The following is a 17,197-nucleotide window of genomic DNA, read 5'->3' as shown; positions in this document are numbered from 1 at the left end:
GGTCACGCCACCTCGCTACGGGCCGCACGGATGCGGTAGTTGGTCAAAAGATCGAAGGCCAGCAGGAAGAACAGAAGCATTCCCTGGAACACCTGGATGGCCGCAGCGGGCAGCCCCAGCTGCGATTGTGCGATTTCGCCACCGATATAGGTCAGCGCCATCAGGCCGCCGGCCAGCAGGATGCCCACCGGGTGCAGACGGCCCAGAAACGCCACGATGATCGCGGTAAAGCCGTAACCCACGTTGAAGTCGATGCTGACCACGCCGGACGGGCCCGAGACCTCGAACATACCGGCAAGACCGGCCAACGCGCCCGACAGCCCCAGGCAAAACAGTATCAGCCGCGGGGGATTCACGCCGGCAAATCGTGCCGCGCGCGGAGCTTCGCCTGTAAGGCGGATGTGAAATCCCAGCATGTGCCGGTTCAGCAGGACATAGGCAAAGATCACCGCGATAAAGGCCGCGACGACGCCCCAGTGCATGCCGGTTCCGGCAAACAGTTCGGCATTGTGGGCACTTTCATAGGACTGCAGGTTGCGCGAGCCGGGAAACCCGAACCCCTCAGGGTTTTTCAGCAGACCCAGCGACATCGAGGCCAGAAACTGCTCGGCCACGTAAACCAACATCAGGGAAACGAGAATCTCGTTGGTGCCGAACCGAACCTTGAGCAAGGCGGGGATCATCGCCCAGATCCAGCCGCCGAACGCGCCGGCGATCACCATGATTGGAAAGACGTACCACGCGTCCAGAGGGTAGAAGGCCAGGCCGGCCGCGGCGCCGAAAATCGCCCCCATGATGTACTGGCCCTCGGCGCCGATATTCCAGATACCGGCGCGGAAGCCCAGCGACAGACCGATGGCGATCAGAACCAACGGTGCGCCCTTCACCAGCAGTTGCGGTCGGTAATAAAATGAGAACTCTCCGAACAGGGGTTCCCAGAAGATGGTTCCGATCGCTTCGACCGGGTTCTTGCCCAGAATTGCAAACAGCAACCCGCCGAAAACCATGGTGGCCAGCACTGCGACCAGAGGGGTGGCATAAGACCACGCCTTGGACGGCTGTGGCCGTTTCTCCAACACTATCATTTGCTCATCCCCCCAAAGTCTTCGTCTTTTTTGAATTTTTGCGCCAGAGGCGGCAGCGTAGGCTACACATGGGCCACCTCCATCCCGTGCGCGCCGCCCATCATCAGACCGATCTCTTCGACGGTCAGGCCAGTTGTGGGTCGCGGAGCGCTGAGGCGCCCTTCGTTCAAGGCGGCGAAACTGTCGGAAATTTCCATCAGTTCATCCAGATCCTGGCTGATACAGACCACCGCCGTTCCCTTGGCCGCAAGGTCCAGAATGGCCTGACGGATCGCAGCGGCTGCGGCGGCGTCGACGCCCCAAGTCGGCTGGTTCACGACCAGCACTTCGGGGTTTTGCAGGACTTCCCGGCCGATGACGAATTTCTGCAGGTTGCCGCCCGACAGTGAACGCGCGGCGTTTTCCGGCCCCGGTGTCCGCACGTCGAATGCCTGAATGATCTTCTCCGCAAAAATGCGGGTGTCAGCCCATTTCAAAAAACCGTTCTTCTCCAAAGACTCGCGCACCGAGCCGGTCAGCAGAGCGTTTTCCGTCAGGCTCATGTCCGGCGCCGCGGCATGTCCCAACCGCTCTTCCGGGGCCGTCAGCACACCCAGTCTGCGCCGGGCCGTCGGACCCAGTTTTCCAATCGGCTGGCCGTTGAAGCGGATCGCATCCGCGTCCGTCAGAATTTCGCCGGACAAAACGCCCAGCAGTTCGTCCTGACCGTTGCCAGCCACGCCGCCGATGCCAAGGACTTCGCCCTTGCGCACGGTCAGGTGCACGTTCTTCAGCGCGGTCCCGAATTCGGAAGGGGACGGAACCGAAAGCCCGGTAACATCCAGTGCTCCGGGTCCGAACTCTCGCCCGGACCGTTCAGGGGTCTGAAGGGCTGATCCCACCATCATTTCGGCCATGTCGCGGGCGGATGTTTCGCTGGGTGTGCACTCACCCACGTTCTTGCCCAGCCGTAGAATGGTGGCGTGGTCGCACAGCGTGCGGATTTCCTCCAGCTTGTGCGAGATGTACAGGATCGAGGTCCCCTCCGACCGCAGTTTTTTCAGTGTTTCGAACAGGATATCTACCTCCTGCGGGGTCAGGACCGAGGTCGGTTCGTCCATGATCAGCAGCTTTGGGTCCTGCAGCAGGCAGCGGATGATCTCAACTCGCTGGCGTTCACCGGCGGACAGGTCACCAACCCGACGATACGGATCCAGCGGCAGGCCATAGGTCTCCGAGACCTCGCGAATACGCGATGCCAGATCACCCATCGGCGGCGGGCTTTCCATGCCCAGGGCGATGTTTTCGGCCACGTTGAGCGCGTCGAACAGCGAAAAATGCTGGAACACCATGGCGATGCCGTCGGCACGGGCCGCACGCGGCTCGGCCGGCGCATAGGGTTGGCCGCGCAACTGCATCGTGCCGCTGTCCGGCTTGACCAGCCCGTAGATCATCTTCACCAGCGTGGATTTTCCCGCGCCGTTTTCGCCCAGGAGGGCGTGAACTTCGCCCTCACCGATGTCAAAGGACACGTGGTCGTTGGCCACGACGCCGGGATAGGCCTTGGTCAGCCCCTGCAAGCTCAGTAGTGGAGTGGTCACGCGCTCTGGTCCTTCTTCAAGTCGTTCTGTCGGGCGGGGCGCAGAATTTGCGCTGCCACACCAACTGCGATCATCTGCGGGTGCTTGCCCAACGATGGGTCACCGATCGGGCAGGTGATCCGGGCGATCTGAGCCGGTGAGTGACCCAGCGCAGCCAGGCGCGAACGGAATCGCGCCCATTTCGTAGCCGAGCCGATCAGCCCGGCAAAGTGAAAACCGTGCGTCAATAGCCGGTTGCACAGTTCCAGATCCAGATTGTGTGAATAAGTCAGCACCAAGTGCTCGGCTTGGACCGGTGCGTGGCGCACGAGGTCGGCCGGGTTCGCTGCCGGAACCACGGTTACACCTGCTGGGATGTCAGCTGGAAACCGGTCGGCGGCGGTGTCCACCCAGGTGATGGCAAGATCGGGGAGAGGCGACAGCACATCCACAAGCGCCCGTCCGACATGACCGGCCCCCCAGATCCACAATTGGCGGGTCGGTGTGTGCACCGGCTCGATCATCCAGCCGTCAAGCAATTGTGGGTCAGGCGCGATACCCTGTGCGCGTGCGGTTGCCAGCAGCCGCTTGACCGACAATGGCATGTCACCACCGGCAGTCGGGCGTGCGATGACGGTATCGTCCAGGGCCTCGATGGATTTCAGGTCATAGACCTCGCTCAGCAGCGTTACGGCACCGCCACAGCATTGCCCGAGGTCGGGACCCAGCGCATGGCGGGACAGGCAGGTTGGGCTTTGCTGGACCCGGGCGGCCTCAGTCGCCTGATACTCCAGCGTGCCGCCCCCGATCGTGCCGGATTGCCCGCCCTTCCAGACCAGCATCGCGGCGCCGACCTCGCGCGGGGACGAGCCTCGGATTGCGGCAATGACCACGCGGGTCACCTTGCCATGCGTCTTGACCGCCTCCCTCAAAGTCTCCCGGTCAAATCCCATCAGGTACCTCCACGCATGCGTTGAATGGCGGTCCAGACCTCTTCGGCGGTGGCCGGGGCATTGATCGCAGGATACCCGTCGCCGCAGGCCGCAACCGCGTTCGACAACGCCAGCCAGGCCGAGATGCCCAGCATGAAAGGCGGCTCGCCCACTGCTTTTGAGCGATAGATGGTGTCTTCGCGGTTCTGACCATCCCAAAGCGCAACGTTGAACACACCCGGTCGGTCCGAACAGGCGGGGATCTTGTAGGTCGATGGCGCATGGGTGCGCAGCCGGCCTTTGTCGTCCCAGACCAGTTCCTCGGTCGTCAGCCAGCCCGCACCTTGCACATAGCCGCCCTCGACCTGCCCGATATCCAGCGCAGGGTTCAGCGAAGCACCCGCATCATGCAGGATATCCGTCCGAAGGATGCGGTTCTCGCCGGTCAGAGTGTCCACGGCGACTTCGGTCACCGAAGCTCCATAGGCGAAATAGAAGAACGGGCGCCCGCGTCCGGCGATTCGGTCCCACTCGATCTTGGGGGTCTTGTAGAACCCGGTTGCCGACAGGCTGACACGCCCCTGATAGGCCAGCGCCGCGGCTTCGGCAAAGCTGTAGCTTTCCTCGCCCACACTGACCCGGCCATCGGCAAAGACGACCGCCGATGGATCGGTCTGATGCCGCTCGGCCAGATAGGCGGCCATCCGGTCGCGGATCGTGTCGCAGGCGGCCTTGACCGCCATCCCGTTCAGATCGCTGCCGGACGAGGCCGCTGTGGCCGAGGTGTTGGGCACTTTGGCGGTATCGGTCGCGGTGATCTTCACCATCTCCAGCGGAATGCCGAACCGCGCGGCCGCCACCTGCGCCACTTTCTGGAACAGACCCTGACCCATCTCGGTGCCGCCATGGTTCAGGTGGACCGAGCCGTCCTGATAGACATGCACCAGCGCCCCGGCCTGATTCAGATGGGTCAGCGTGAAGGAAATCCCGAACTTGACCGGTGAAAAGGCGATGCCCTTCTTGATCACGCGGTTTTCGGCATTCCACTTCTCGACCGCCGCCTTGCGGGTTGCGTAATCGCAGGACTCCAGCAAGGCTTCGGTCATGGGATGCAGCTCGAAATCGGTGACTTCCATGCCGTAGGGGGTGGTGTTGCCACCCGCGGGGACGGGGCGCAGCACCGAGCGGCCGGTTTCGACCGCGCCGCGGCTGGTCAGATCCTCGTGCGGATCCGGGTGGCCCAGCGGCTTGTCCCGCACCGGTTCTTCAACGCCTGCGTGCGCCGGTTCATAGTAGTTCCGCCGCCGCAGCTCGACCGGGTCCAGACCCAGCACATGCGCGGCGTGATCCATCACCCGCTCGATGCCGACCATGCCCTGCGGCCCGCCAAAACCGCGATAGGCGGTTGCGGACTGTGTGTTGGTCTTCAGCCGATGGCTCTCGATCCGCGCATTGGGCAGCAGGTAGGCGTTGTCGGAATGCAGCATCGCCCGGTCGGCGACCGGCAGCGACAGGTCCTGCGCCCAACCGCAGATGGCGTAGTGCAGGAAAGAAACACCCTGAATGTGGCCGTTTTCGTCAAAGCCGGCCTTGTAGCTGATGCGGAAGGCATGGCGCTTGCCGGTGATGGTCATGTCATCATCCCGGTCATAGCGCATCTTGCAGGCTCGACCGGTTGCCCGTGCCGCAACTGCGCAGGCCACGGCCAGCGCGTTGCCCTGGCTTTCCTTGCCACCGAACCCGCCGCCCATCCGCCGGGTTTCGACCCGTACCGCGTGCATGGGAACGCCCAAAGCGTCGGCCACCTTGTGTTGAATCTCGGTCGGGTGCTGTGTCGAGGAATGCACCAGCATGTCGCTGCCTTCGTTCGGCGCCGCCAACGCGGCCTGACCTTCCAGGTAGAAATGCTCCTGCCCGCCGATCTCGAACGAGCCTTCGACCACATGCGCCGCCTGCGCGATGGCGGTTTCCGCATCGCCCTTGGCATAGATGCGGGGGCCGTCCTCGAACCGGCTGTCTGCGGCCAAGGCCTCCTCGATGGTCAGGATCGGCGTTTCCTCGGTATAGTCGATCTTGCCCAGCCGTGCCGCCTTGCGCGCCGCCAGATGGCTGGTGGCGACAACCAGAAACACGGGCTGGCCCACGTAATTCACGGTGCCGTCGGACAGCAATGGTTCGTCATGGATCGAGGGCGAGACGTCATTGGCAAAGGGCAGGTCCTCAGCGGTTATCACCATCACGACCCCCGGGGCCGCGCGGACATCTGACAGGTCCATCGCCGTTATCCGGCCCTTGGCGATCGGGCTCAGGCCGAACGCCAGATGCAACGTGCCCTTGGGCGTCGGAATGTCGTCAACATAACGGGCGACGCCGGACACATGCAGGGGTGCGGCGTCATGGGGCAGCGGCTTGGTCACGCTCATGCCGACACCTCCAGCACATTGGTCAGCTCGCCCTGATCTTCCAGGAAATAGCGTTCGAGCATGGCCTTTGCGGTCTCCAGCCGGTAGCGGGCCGAGGCACGCATGTCGCTCATCGGGGCATAGTCCTCGGCAAAGGCCGGCAAAGCGCTTTGAACGGTTTCCGCCGTCCACGGGCGACCGGTCAGCGCGGCCTCAACCTGTGCCGCGCGTTTCGGCACACCGGCCATTCCGCCAAAGGCGATCCGGGCTTGCGAGACGACGCCGTCAGAAACGGTAATGTTGAAACAGCCGCATACGGCCGAGATATCCTGATCGAACCGTTTGCTCAGCTTGTAGCATTTCAGCCGGTCGGGTTGACGCAGAAAGCTGACCGCTTCCACGAACTCGCCGGGCGCGCGATCCTGCTTTCCATAGTCGATGAAGAAATCTTCGATAGGGATCGACCGGCGCTCGTCGCCCTTGCGCAGGTGCAGCGTGGCCCCCAGCGCGATCAGCGCGGGCGGGTTGTCCCCGATGGGCGAGCCGTTCGCGATATTGCCGCCCACCGTAGCCGCGTGGCGCACCTGCACGCTGGCATAGCGCCGGATCGTCTCGGCATAGGACGGATGCAGATTGGCCATCGCCGCGCCCATGCGGTTCATGTCCACCATCGCGCCGATGCGCACCTCGTCTTCGGTGATCGAGATCTCCTTCAGATCGTCGCAGCCGCCCAGAAAGATCACCGGGTCCAGGTTCCGCAGCTGCTTGGTGACCCAAAGGCCGACATCGGTGGCACCCGCGATCAAAGTTGCACCGGGATGGGCGGCAAAGACCTTGGCCAGTTCGTCGGAGGACTTCGGCAGAAGGGGTGAGGCCGGCTTGGCTGCAACCGGCTTGTCCTTGACCCAGACCGGCACCGGCTGGTCTTCAACGGCTTTTGCCGCGCGGATGATCGGCGCATAGCCGGTGCAGCGGCACAGGTTGCCGGCCAGTTGCGTGTCATGATCCGTCGTGCCGTTGGCGTGGCTGGCCACCATCGACATCACGAAACCGGGCGTGCAGAATCCACATTGCGAGCCATGAAGGTCCACCATCGCCTGCTGCACGGGATGCGGCTCGCCGTCGGGCCCGCTCGCCCCCTCGACCGTGCGCACTGCCTTGCCGTGCAGTTGAGGCAGAAAAAGAATGCAGGAATTCAGCGCCTTGGCGCCGGCCTCATCCGTCACCATGACGGTGCAGGCCCCGCAATCGCCCTCGTTGCAGCCTTCCTTCGTGCCGGTCAGACCGCGATCCTCGCGCAGCCAATCCAGCAATGTGGCCGTCGGATCGACATCCGCCAGCTCCACTGTCTCTCCGTTCAGAAGAAACGTGATATTCATTCTTGAAACCCGTCGCCTTACCCGGTTGCGCCCATGGGTGCTCCTGTCTCGATGCGACGTAGAGATAGAAGCGGGCTTGTAGCTTGCCTGAAGATGTTAGAAACAGCCTGTGCGCGCTGGCAAGAAAAACTGCCGGCCGAATGTACCATTCCCGATCCCATGCCTTGATATGCACCACGTCATTATTATCTAGGCATCTGAATTGAAAGAGATTTTGGTGTAACCCAGGTGGCGTCGGCTGAAGCACCTTCTGGAATCTCCGAATAATGCGCGGCTATTTTTTCAGCAATCAGCCCTAACTGTTCCGGCTTTTTCCCGGGTCGCGAGTGCGATAGCCTGCCCCGTATGAGCAGCACTCCTCGATTCATCCACCTCCGAGTTCACACCGAATACTCCCTTCTTGAGGGGGCGGTGCGCCTGAAGAAACTGCCAACGCTGTGCGAGCAGATGGACATGCCCGCAGTTGCGGTGACAGACACCAACAACATGTTCGCGGCGCTGGAATTCTCGGTCACCGCAAGCGGTGCGGGTGTGCAGCCGATCATGGGCTGCCAGGTTGATCTGGCGTATGTTCAGGCGCAGCCGGGGGAAAAACCCAAGCCCCCCGCGCCGATTGTACTGCTGGCACAGTCTGAGACGGGGTACGAGCATCTGATGAAGCTCAGCTCGTGCCTGTATGTGGACAAGGGCGGGCAGTTGCCGCAGGTCACGCTTGAGGAGTTGGCTGCCCATTCCGATGGGCTGATCTGCTTGACCGGCGGACCGGACGGCCCCGTTGGCCGCCTGTTGCAGCAGGGCCAGCGTCCGACGGCCGAGTTGTTGGTAGATCGGTTGGCCGCGATGTTCCCCGATCGGCTTTATATCGAACTGCAACGTCATCCCGGCGAGGATGGCCAGCCCGAGGCCGAGCGCCTGACCGAGCGCGGCCATGTGGAAATGGCCTATGCCAAGAACCTGCCTCTGGTGGCCACGAATGACGTCTATTTCCCGACCTCGGATATGTATGAGGCGCATGATGCGCTGATCTGCATTGCCGAGGGTGCCTATGTCGATCAGCAGGAAGGTCGCCGCCGCCTGACCGCGCAGCATTACTTCAAATCGCCGCAGGAAATGGCCACGCTCTTTGCCGATCTGCCCGAAGCGATCGAAAATACGGTCGAGATTGCCAAACGTTGCGCCTTCATGGCCTACAAGCGGGATCCGATCCTGCCGAAATTCGCCGATGACGAGGTCGAGGAGCTGCGCCGCCAGGCCAACGAGGGTCTGCAAGCCCGACTGGCGGTGATCCCGCATGCTGTCCCACCCGAGGAATACCAGAAGCGTCTGGATTTCGAATTGGACATCATCGAAGGCATGGGGTTCCCCGGCTATTTCCTGATCGTTGCGGACTTCATCAAATGGGCCAAGGATCATGACATCCCCGTCGGTCCGGGCCGTGGCTCGGGCGCGGGTTCGCTGGTGGCCTATGCGCTGACGATTACCGACCTTGACCCGTTGCGTTACAGCCTGCTGTTCGAACGCTTCCTGAACCCCGAACGGGTGTCGATGCCCGACTTTGACATCGACTTCTGCATGGACCGCCGCGAAGAGGTGATCCGGTATGTTCAGCAGAAATACGGCCGCGACAAGGTTGGCCAGATCATCACCTTCGGCGCGCTCTTGTCCAAGGCCGCGGTGCGCGACATCGGGCGGGTGCTGCAGATGCCTTACGGCCAGGTGGATCGCCTGTCCAAGATGATCCCGGTCGAAGGCGTCAAGCCGGTGTCGATCGAGAAGGCCCTGAAAGACGAACCGCGTCTGCGCGAAGAAGCCCGCAACGAAGAGGTGGTCGACCGCCTTCTGACTTATGGCCAGCAGGTCGAGGGGCTGCTGCGCAACGCTTCGACCCACGCCGCTGGCGTGGTGATCGGCGACCGGCCGCTGGACGAGCTGGTGCCGCTCTATCAGGACCCCCGCTCGGACATGCCTGCCACCCAGTTCAATATGAAGTGGGTCGAACAGGCCGGCCTGGTGAAATTCGACTTTCTGGGCCTCAAGACTCTGACGGTCATCCAGAACGCCATGGACCTGATCTTCAAGTCCGGACGGCCATTGCACGTGGCGGCCGACGGTCGGCAGCTTTATGAGCCGGCCGAGGGGGCCGAGAACCAGATCAACGCCATCCCGCTGGATGACCCGGCCACCTACAAGCTCTATTCCGCGGCCAAGACCGTGGCGGTGTTCCAGGTTGAAAGCTCGGGCATGATGGATGCGCTCAAGCGCATGAAACCCACCTGCATCGAGGACATCGTGGCGCTTGTCGCGCTCTACCGCCCCGGCCCGATGGAGAACATCCCGACCTATTGCGAGGTCAAGAATGGCCAGCGCAAGATCACCTCGGTCCACCCGCTGATCGACCACATTCTGGAAGAAACGCAAGGCATCATCGTCTACCAGGAGCAGGTGATGCAGATCGCGCAGGTCATGGCGGGCTACAGCCTCGGCGGCGCCGACCTGCTGCGCCGCGCGATGGGTAAAAAAATCAAAGAGGCGATGGACGCCGAGCGCCCGAAATTCGAGGCCGGGGCAGCCGCGAACGGGGTAGATGCCAAGAAGGCGTCCGAGGTGTTCGACCTGCTGGAGAAATTCGCCAACTACGGCTTCAACAAATCTCACGCGGCGGCCTACGCGGTGGTCAGCTATCAGACCGGCTGGCTGAAGGCGAACCACCCGGTCGAATTCATGGCCGGTGTCATGAACTGCGATATCCATCTGACCGACAAGCTGGCGATCTATTTCGAAGAGGTCCGCAAGGGTTTGGAACTGCCCTACGTGCCGCCTTGCATAAACCGGTCGCAGGCAACGTTTGATGTGGTGGATGGCAAGCTGGTCTATGCGCTGGGCGCGCTCAAGAACGTGGGCGTCGAGGCGATGAACCTCGTGGTGCAGGGCAGGGGCGACAAGCCGTTCGTCAACCTCTTTGACTTTGCCCGCCGGGTCGACCTGAAGAAGGTCGGAAAACGGCCGCTGGAGATGCTGGCGCGCGCGGGCGCCTTTGACGAGCTGGACAAGAACCGCCGACGGGTCTTCGAAAGCCTCGAACAGCTGGTGCAGTATTCGGCGGCGATCCACGAACAGAAGAACTCGAACCAGGTCTCGCTGTTCGGCGAGGCGGGCGACGACCTGCCCGAACCGCGCCTGTCGAAATCGCCCGACTGGCTACCCGCCGAACGGCTGAGCGAAGAGTTCAAGGCGATCGGCTTCTACCTCTCCGGGCACCCGCTGGACGACTACATGCCGGCCCTGAAACGCAAGCAGGTGATGACGCTGGACGAGGTTACCGAAAAGGCACGCTCGGGTCCGTTGATCGCCAAGATGGCCGGTGTGGTCGCCGGGCGACAGGAACGGAAATCGGCCAAAGGCAACCGGTTCGCCTTTGCACAGCTGTCCGACCCGACGGGGGCGTACGAGGTGACGCTGTTCTCGGAAACCCTGGAGAAATCACGCGAATATCTGGAAACCGGCGCGCAGGTCGTGCTGACGGCCGAAGCCACGATGGAGGCTGACCAGCTGAAGCTGCTGGCGCGCTCGGTCGGGCCGGCGGATTCAGTCGTGGCCGAGGCCGGCGCGACCGGGCTTCGTATCTTTTTGGACCAATCACAGGCGCTGTCGACGGTCGCCAGCGTTCTTGCGGATGCTGCGGGGGCGGCCAAAAACGCCTCGAAAGGGCCGATCCATTTGTGTCTGCTGGATCCGGGCTTGCCGGGAGAGGTCGAGATGGACCTGGGGCAGGAATTCCCGATCAATCCCCAGATCAAGGGTGCCATCAAATCACTGGATGGGGTCTTGTCCGTCGAAGAGGTCTAGGGTGGCGGTCCCGCCCAACCCTAGTAGTCACGCTCGAAGAAAATCCCGATGCCGGTATCGCCGCGCCCATCTACGGTGCCGCGCACCGTCACGCTGTCGCTGACGTCCAGGTTCAGGTTCACCTCGGTGTCGCCTTCGGTGTTCACGGTGAAATCGGTGTACAGGTTGTCGCTCAGATAAGCGCCGGCGCCCAGACGCCCGCCGCCGCCCTCGGTCGCGCCGACGTCGACGGTATCTACCCCCGTGGCGTCCCGAACGCCCTTGGTGGCATCGCCACCGGCACCGCTCAGTTGGGCCAGCGACGCGGCCATCTGGGCGATGACAAACGGGGACAGTTCGGAAAAGCGGTTGCCGAACAGCAGCATGGCCAGCGCCTCTTCGGCGGGGCGTTCTGGGTCCGAGAACACATCGACTGTCGGAGAATCCAGCGGGCCCGCGATTTCCAACGTTGCGGTTCCATCCGAAGTGCTGGCCGAGGATTCGAACTCGATATACGGCGTCAGGTCGCCCTGCAGGCTGACCACGCCCTTGGTCAGCGCCAGCCTCCGGCCAAGGATGTCCAGATTACCGCGGATCAGTTCGATCTGGCCCGATGGGATGACGGATTTGGTGGTGCCCTTGATGAAGATCGCACCGCCCAATTCAGCATTCACACCGCGGCCCCGCACGAAAACCGCCTTGGGGGCCAACAGGCTGATGTCGAGAGATATGCGAGAGTCCGATTGCGACGTTTTCTCCTTTTCTACCAGCTGCGCCCGTTCCCGAGTGACGTAGCTGGCATTGCTTTCGTTCACGTGTTCGATCTTGGGGATCGGCGCGGCCCCCACCGCGCCAGATGCCGCGGCCAGGTTGATATTGGTCTCGCCAAACGTGATCTGCCCGGCCAACGAACTGTTTCCTGCCAGGGCGCCTGTCATTGCGATCTGGCCGTTCAACGTGGTCTCGTACAGAAGATTGTCGGTCAGGACGAGATTGTTGATTGCAGTTGTGATCTGCGCGTTGAAAGGCGGTGTCAGGTCGACCGGGCCACTGACCGTAAATCCGCCTCCGGCGCGCATGCCGCCGCGCATCGAAATCGTTGCGCGGCTGTTGGCAAGGTCTACAGTTCCGCCGATATCGGTGATGGTCTGCCCAACGCTGGGGATCGCCATCGACGTCCCTGAGGTGGTGATCTGACCACTCACCGACTCCAGCGCCGGCTTGCCCTTCAACGCCAGGTCGAACCGGGCCGATCCGTCGATCTTGTTGGGCGTGATGAAGATGTTTGCAATACCCAAATTGACGCCGCCCTGTGCAGAAATGTCGGCATTGCCCGAGGCTTCGTCATAGGTTCCCTTGACTGCACTGCTGATCTCGGCCGGTCCGGCGGCATTGGCATCAATGGTCCACACGCCGTTCTGGCGCGTTGCATTGCCTTTCGCCGTCAAGCTGCCCGGAAACTCGGGCGCAAAACGTTCGACCCGATCGAACTTGGCGTCAAAGTCCAGGTCGGCCGAGCCATCCGTATTCACGCTGCCTACAAGATTGGCGTAGGACGTCTCCGGGCCGGTCACTCTGACCGTGCCCTCGACTCCGCTGGATGTGGGGGCCACATTCCCGTTCACCTTCAGCGGTCCCGTCAGGGTCTGTGAAACCCGGGCGAGGTCGTCCAACGCGGCGGAGAAGCTCAGCCCGCCGCTTTCGCGGCTCAAGATGCCGGATGCGTTGGCGGACAAGGCTGTCCCTGCAAGCCGGAAGTTTCGGATGTTCAACCCTTCATCGCCGTTTGATGCGTCGACTGTCAGCGTCGTCTGTCCGGGGATCAGCGCATCCACCGCTTCGATTCCGGTCAAGATGTCCTCTGCATTGATTTTGCCCTGCACGTCGAAGACTTTGCTGCCACGGGCCCCTCGACCAGTCACATCCGCTGTGACCGCGCCCGCCAACGTACGGCCTGCCAGTCCGGAAAAGACGGACAGGTCGGGGGCATCGACCTGCGCCTGACCGTCAAAAGCCAGGTTTCCGGTCGGATCGTCGATGGTTGCCGCGACTTGGGCATTCAGCGCGGCTGCGTCAACGGTTGCTTTTCGAATTTCGATCCGGTCACCGGTGCGGGCCCCGTCGAAGTTCAGGACAACGCGCCCGGTCACAAGCGGATCCACCTGATCCAGCCCGGTTTGCAGGTCTGTAGTCGTCACCTGCGCAGTGCCATCAAACTCAAGGGTCTGCACGGTGCCCTTGCCATCCACCTGGGCCTGAACGGCCCCCGCAAGATCGCGCTTGGCGAGGCCGGAGAATACTGAGAGGTCCGAGGCATTCACGCGGGCCTGGCCGTCCATGGTCAAATTGCCGTTCGGAGTGGTGACAGCGCCATCCGCCTGTGCGTTCAATGTTTCGCCGTCGATGGTGAAAGCGCGGATCAGGATGCCGTTTGCATCCCGCTTGGCGTCCAGCGTGATGTCCGTCTCGCCCGCGATGATGGGGTCGATGTCGCCCCGACCAGTGGACAGGTTTTGTCCGGAAACGGCCAGCTTGCCGTCAAAACTGCCCTCCAACGGCGAGCCCGCCCCCTCGACCCGGACCGACGCCCGGCCGCCCAGATCCAATTTGGCGAGCTCAGAGAAACGAGACAGATCTGACGCTTGCACCGTTGCCGATCCGTCAATCTTCAGACCGCTTTCAAGCCCGTTGACGACGGCATCGGCGGTCGCCGAATAGTCGATTCCCCCAAGTTCGAAACCCGAGAGTCGGAGCGATTTGTCCCGTCCGTATTCGAACAGGCCATCCAGGGTAATGCGATCGCCCACCGCTGTGTTCAGAGCAGGGTCAGCCAAGTCCAAACCATCCAGAGAGGCTTGAAGATCTCCGGACAGGTCCAGACCGCCGATCTGAGTCAGGGTGCCCTGTGCGGTCAACCGCGTGTGCGCAACCTGGACTTGGGGTGTGACAACATTATCGGTCGTCAGGCTCAGGTCCCAATGATTGCCGTTCTCGTGGTCGAACAGGGCAGAGAGCTGTGCGGCCTTGACGGATGTGTCTCCTCCACCGAATGGCAGGACCACGTCGTCCCCGGCCGGTGGCGAGATCCGTGCCTGGACGGCTGCCAGTTGCAGCGCCCCGCCTTTCCCAAGGCTGAGCTGCGCTTCCAGTTTCAAAGCTTCGGACGTGATGTCCGCCTCGGTAATCTCCAGCGCACCTTCGGCTCCGGTACGGCCATCGACATACAGACGTGTATCCGTTCCGAAGAAGGTATCCATGTTGGTGGCCAGAAATGGGGTCAGGTCGCCGCCTAGATCGGCGGTAAAGGCAATGCCTTCGTCTGCCGCCCCTTCCGTCTTTTCTATCCCGCGCAGGCGCACCTGGCCCGAGACACGGTCGACATTGTTACTGCTCAGCCCGATATCTGCCGTGAAGTCGGTGATCGGACCGGATCCTTTGGCCGTCAGGCCGATGGGTGGGCTGTCCGGTATATTCAATGCGGTCGAAATCAGCCCACCTGACGCCTCGGAGACGGTCAGGTCCAGGTCGATTTGCCGGCTTTCGTTCTGGAAACCGGCCACAAGATTTATCTGATCGCCGGCCCGGTCCAACCGATTGATATCCAGCTTGGTGTCCAACGCGCCATCGGCAAGATTCAGGTTTCCGTCCACTGAAAGGTCTGCTGCAACGCCGATCAGCGGTTCGCCCAGGGACAACTCGTCGACGCGCAGTTCACCGATCTCAATCGCCACGGGCAGTTCTGGCAGTTGAAAGGGTTCGGTCTCGGCGGTGGCGGCCGGTTCGTCCGTGGTGGTCTTGCCGGGTGCGCGTGCGATGTCGATTTCTTCGGCGGTCAGGGCGTTCACGGAAAACCGGCCGCGGATCAGGGCTAGCCGGTTCCAATCCAGCTCGGCGTTCTTGATGGTCAGCCAGACTCCTTCGTCGTCGGCCACCGTGATCTCCTGGATGCGTGCGCGAGAGCTCAGCGCGCCCTCCAGCCCGATGACCCGGATATTGCGGTTGTCCCCGGATAACGTGTTCTGCAGGAAATCGGTCAGCAGACCGCCGCTCTCTTCCTCTTGCGCGGCCACGGGGCCGGAAAGGGCAAAGGCGGTTGCCCCGACGGCCAGAGGATATGAAAGGTAACGCCTCAAAATGCTTGCCCAATCCCGATATAGAACTGCAGCCCGTTGCCCGTGTCACCTTGCACAGGCACCGCCAGGTCCAGCCTTAGCGGGCCGAAGCCGCCCAGATCGTACCGAACGCCAAGGCCCGCGCCCGCGTGGTACTCGGCGCCACTGCCAATGAACGAAGACGTGTCCACGATACCGTAGTCGTAAAACCCAACAAGAGACAGCTTTTCAGTGACCTTGCCGCGCACCTCGCCCGACAGGCCAAGAAAGGACTTGCCGCCGGCAATGCCCGTGCCGACGGGGACACCAAGGCTTTCATAGGGCTGACCGCGAACGGTGCCCGCGCCGCCGGAGAAGAACAGGAAATCCGGTGTGACACCATCCGCCGGGGGGCCGAGTATCGATCCAAGTTGCACCCGCCCGGCCAGCACGATCCGGCCGCCAGTGCCCAGGCTGGTATAGGCGCGACCGTCGAAAAACAGGCGCAGCCCGGTATCCGTGCCCGAGATGCCGACAAAGGGCATGAACTGGCTGTCCAGGTAATACCCGCGGGTGGCGCTGACCTTGCTGTCGCGTTTGTCCCACTCGGACCGGAACGGAATGATGAAATATCGGAACTTGCGGCCGTCACCATAGGCGTCGTCAGCGTTCGAGATGGAGAAGCCCACAGCCGCCTCGGCATACAACTCGTCCGAGAACGTCCGCCGCGCACCATAGGTCAGCGAGGCAACCGACACGCTGTAGTTGTCGGTGTTTCGGCGCTCGAGCAGCGCGCTCCAGAAGGTATTGTCGTCCGGGCCCAGTCGGTCGGGCTGATCCAGACGCAGACCCAACCGCCCGTCGATATCCTCAGACCCGCCGATATTTCGGATAGCGGCCTCAAAGCGCAGCCGTTGAGCGCGGCGGAACACGTTGCGGTGGGTCCAGGTCGCGGTCAGGTCCAAGCCATCGCGCGAGGCCAGTTCGACCCCAAACGTCAGGCGGCGTTTGGGCAAGTCCTCGAAGGTGGCGTCGAAATCCAGCGTGCCGTCCGGGTTCGGCGTGTCCCGTTCCTGGATCGAGACGGTGCTGAACGTACCAGTCCGCCGCAGCCGTGTGCCGACCTTTTGCAACTTTTCGGGCGAGTAGACCTCGCCCGACGGGAAACCGGCGATTTTCTCGATCGAACTGTGGCGGACATCGGTGCCGCCTTCGATATACATCTTGCCGAACTTCAGGCGCGGCCCCTGATCCAGGTCGATCCGGGCGTCCAGCTGGGCCTGTGCGTGCCGGGCGATGATCTGTTGATCGCGCAGTTTCGCTTTGGCGTGGCCCGCGTCCTTCCAGGCCTGAATCCCGGCCGAAGTCGCCTGTTGAATGGCGCCGGTCGTGGCCAGCTTGCCGGGGGCAAACTCTTCGGGCAATTCGGTATCGGGGGCCAAAGGCTGAACGACTGCGGTTCCGAAATTGTACGCTTTGCCGGGGCGAATGGTGATCGTTGCCCGATTGATCTGCGCAGGAACGCTCAGCGAGCTGAGATCTGCCGCTTCTTTCCCGTCCAGCTTGATGCTGACCGACGGGCCGAAATATCCTGCATCATAGAGAATTTGCACGATCGTTCGGTAATCCGACAACGCGGCTGACAGAACTTCAAGCGGCGTGTCCAGCCCCCGGTTGTCGGCAGTCATGACCGAGGACGTTTCCTCAATCTGCTTTTTCAAGTCGTCCGACAATCCTGGCGCTGCAAGCGATGTTTCCAGTGCCATCGCACAGGTCGGGGCGAGGGCAAAAAACACACCCGCACACCAGTTCTTCAGACCGACCCTACGTCTGCTCGCCTGCATCAAATGGCTCCACCTGTCCCGGGCCGCATTGATTTGCGCTGCTTGTCGCGGCGCCGCGATCCCTTGGAAACAGTTAGACC

Annotated in this window: 8 protein-coding genes; 1 reads left to right on the top strand and 7 read right to left on the bottom strand. The window is 62.3% G+C overall.

Annotated features, from left to right (window positions below; translation table 11 throughout):
- Window positions 1-2: 2 nt before the first annotated feature.
- The 5 genes from ACR0BA_RS15585 to xdhA all read right to left on the bottom strand — a co-directional run bounded on the left by ACR0BA_RS15585 (window position 3) and on the right by xdhA (window position 7,357).
- Entirely contained in the window at window positions 3-1,085 is a 1,083-nt protein-coding gene (locus ACR0BA_RS15585) for an ABC transporter permease (RefSeq protein ID WP_170337792.1), read from the bottom strand.
- A gap of 62 nt (window positions 1,086-1,147) precedes the next feature.
- On the bottom strand, window positions 1,148-2,665 hold the full coding sequence (locus ACR0BA_RS15580; RefSeq protein WP_480728813.1) for an ABC transporter ATP-binding protein: 1,518 nt from the start codon (window positions 2,663-2,665) through the stop codon (window positions 1,148-1,150).
- Window positions 2,662-3,597 (bottom strand): xanthine dehydrogenase accessory protein XdhC, encoded by a 936-nt coding sequence (gene xdhC, locus ACR0BA_RS15575; RefSeq protein WP_170366695.1) that lies wholly within the window; start codon window positions 3,595-3,597, stop codon window positions 2,662-2,664. The genes ACR0BA_RS15580 and xdhC overlap by 4 nt, the downstream gene beginning before the upstream one ends.
- Complete coding sequence (gene xdhB, locus ACR0BA_RS15570; RefSeq protein WP_480728811.1) at window positions 3,597-5,999, bottom strand: xanthine dehydrogenase molybdopterin binding subunit; 2,403 nt, start codon at window positions 5,997-5,999, stop codon at window positions 3,597-3,599. Before xdhB ends, xdhC begins: the two co-directional genes overlap by 1 nt.
- Window positions 5,996-7,357 carry a xanthine dehydrogenase small subunit gene (gene xdhA / locus ACR0BA_RS15565; RefSeq protein ID WP_480728809.1) on the bottom strand — a complete coding sequence of 454 codons (1,362 nt, stop codon included), beginning with the start codon at window positions 7,355-7,357 and terminating at the stop codon, window positions 5,996-5,998. Before xdhA ends, xdhB begins: the two co-directional genes overlap by 4 nt.
- Window positions 7,358-7,702: 345 nt before the next feature.
- On the opposite strand from xdhA, the gene dnaE reads away from it, so the two are divergent.
- Window positions 7,703-11,203: a DNA polymerase III subunit alpha gene (gene dnaE / locus ACR0BA_RS15560; protein ID WP_480728807.1), complete on the top strand. Its 3,501-nt coding sequence runs from the start codon at window positions 7,703-7,705 to the stop codon at window positions 11,201-11,203.
- A gap of 20 nt (window positions 11,204-11,223) precedes the next feature.
- On the opposite strand, the gene ACR0BA_RS15555 is transcribed toward dnaE, so the two are convergent.
- Together ACR0BA_RS15555 and ACR0BA_RS15550 are read right to left on the bottom strand one after the other, a co-directional pair.
- Complete coding sequence (locus tag ACR0BA_RS15555) at window positions 11,224-15,315, bottom strand: translocation/assembly module TamB domain-containing protein (protein WP_480728806.1); 4,092 nt, start codon at window positions 15,313-15,315, stop codon at window positions 11,224-11,226.
- Complete coding sequence (locus ACR0BA_RS15550) at window positions 15,312-17,117, bottom strand: autotransporter assembly complex protein TamA (RefSeq protein ID WP_480728804.1); 1,806 nt, start codon at window positions 17,115-17,117, stop codon at window positions 15,312-15,314. Before ACR0BA_RS15550 ends, ACR0BA_RS15555 begins: the two co-directional genes overlap by 4 nt.
- Window positions 17,118-17,197: the final 80 nt, after the last annotated feature.

It is taken from the genome of Ruegeria sp. CI5 (assembly GCF_056536885.1).
The sequence above is the reverse complement of the archived record's forward strand: the minus strand, read 5'-3'. Positions and strand labels throughout refer to the sequence as shown.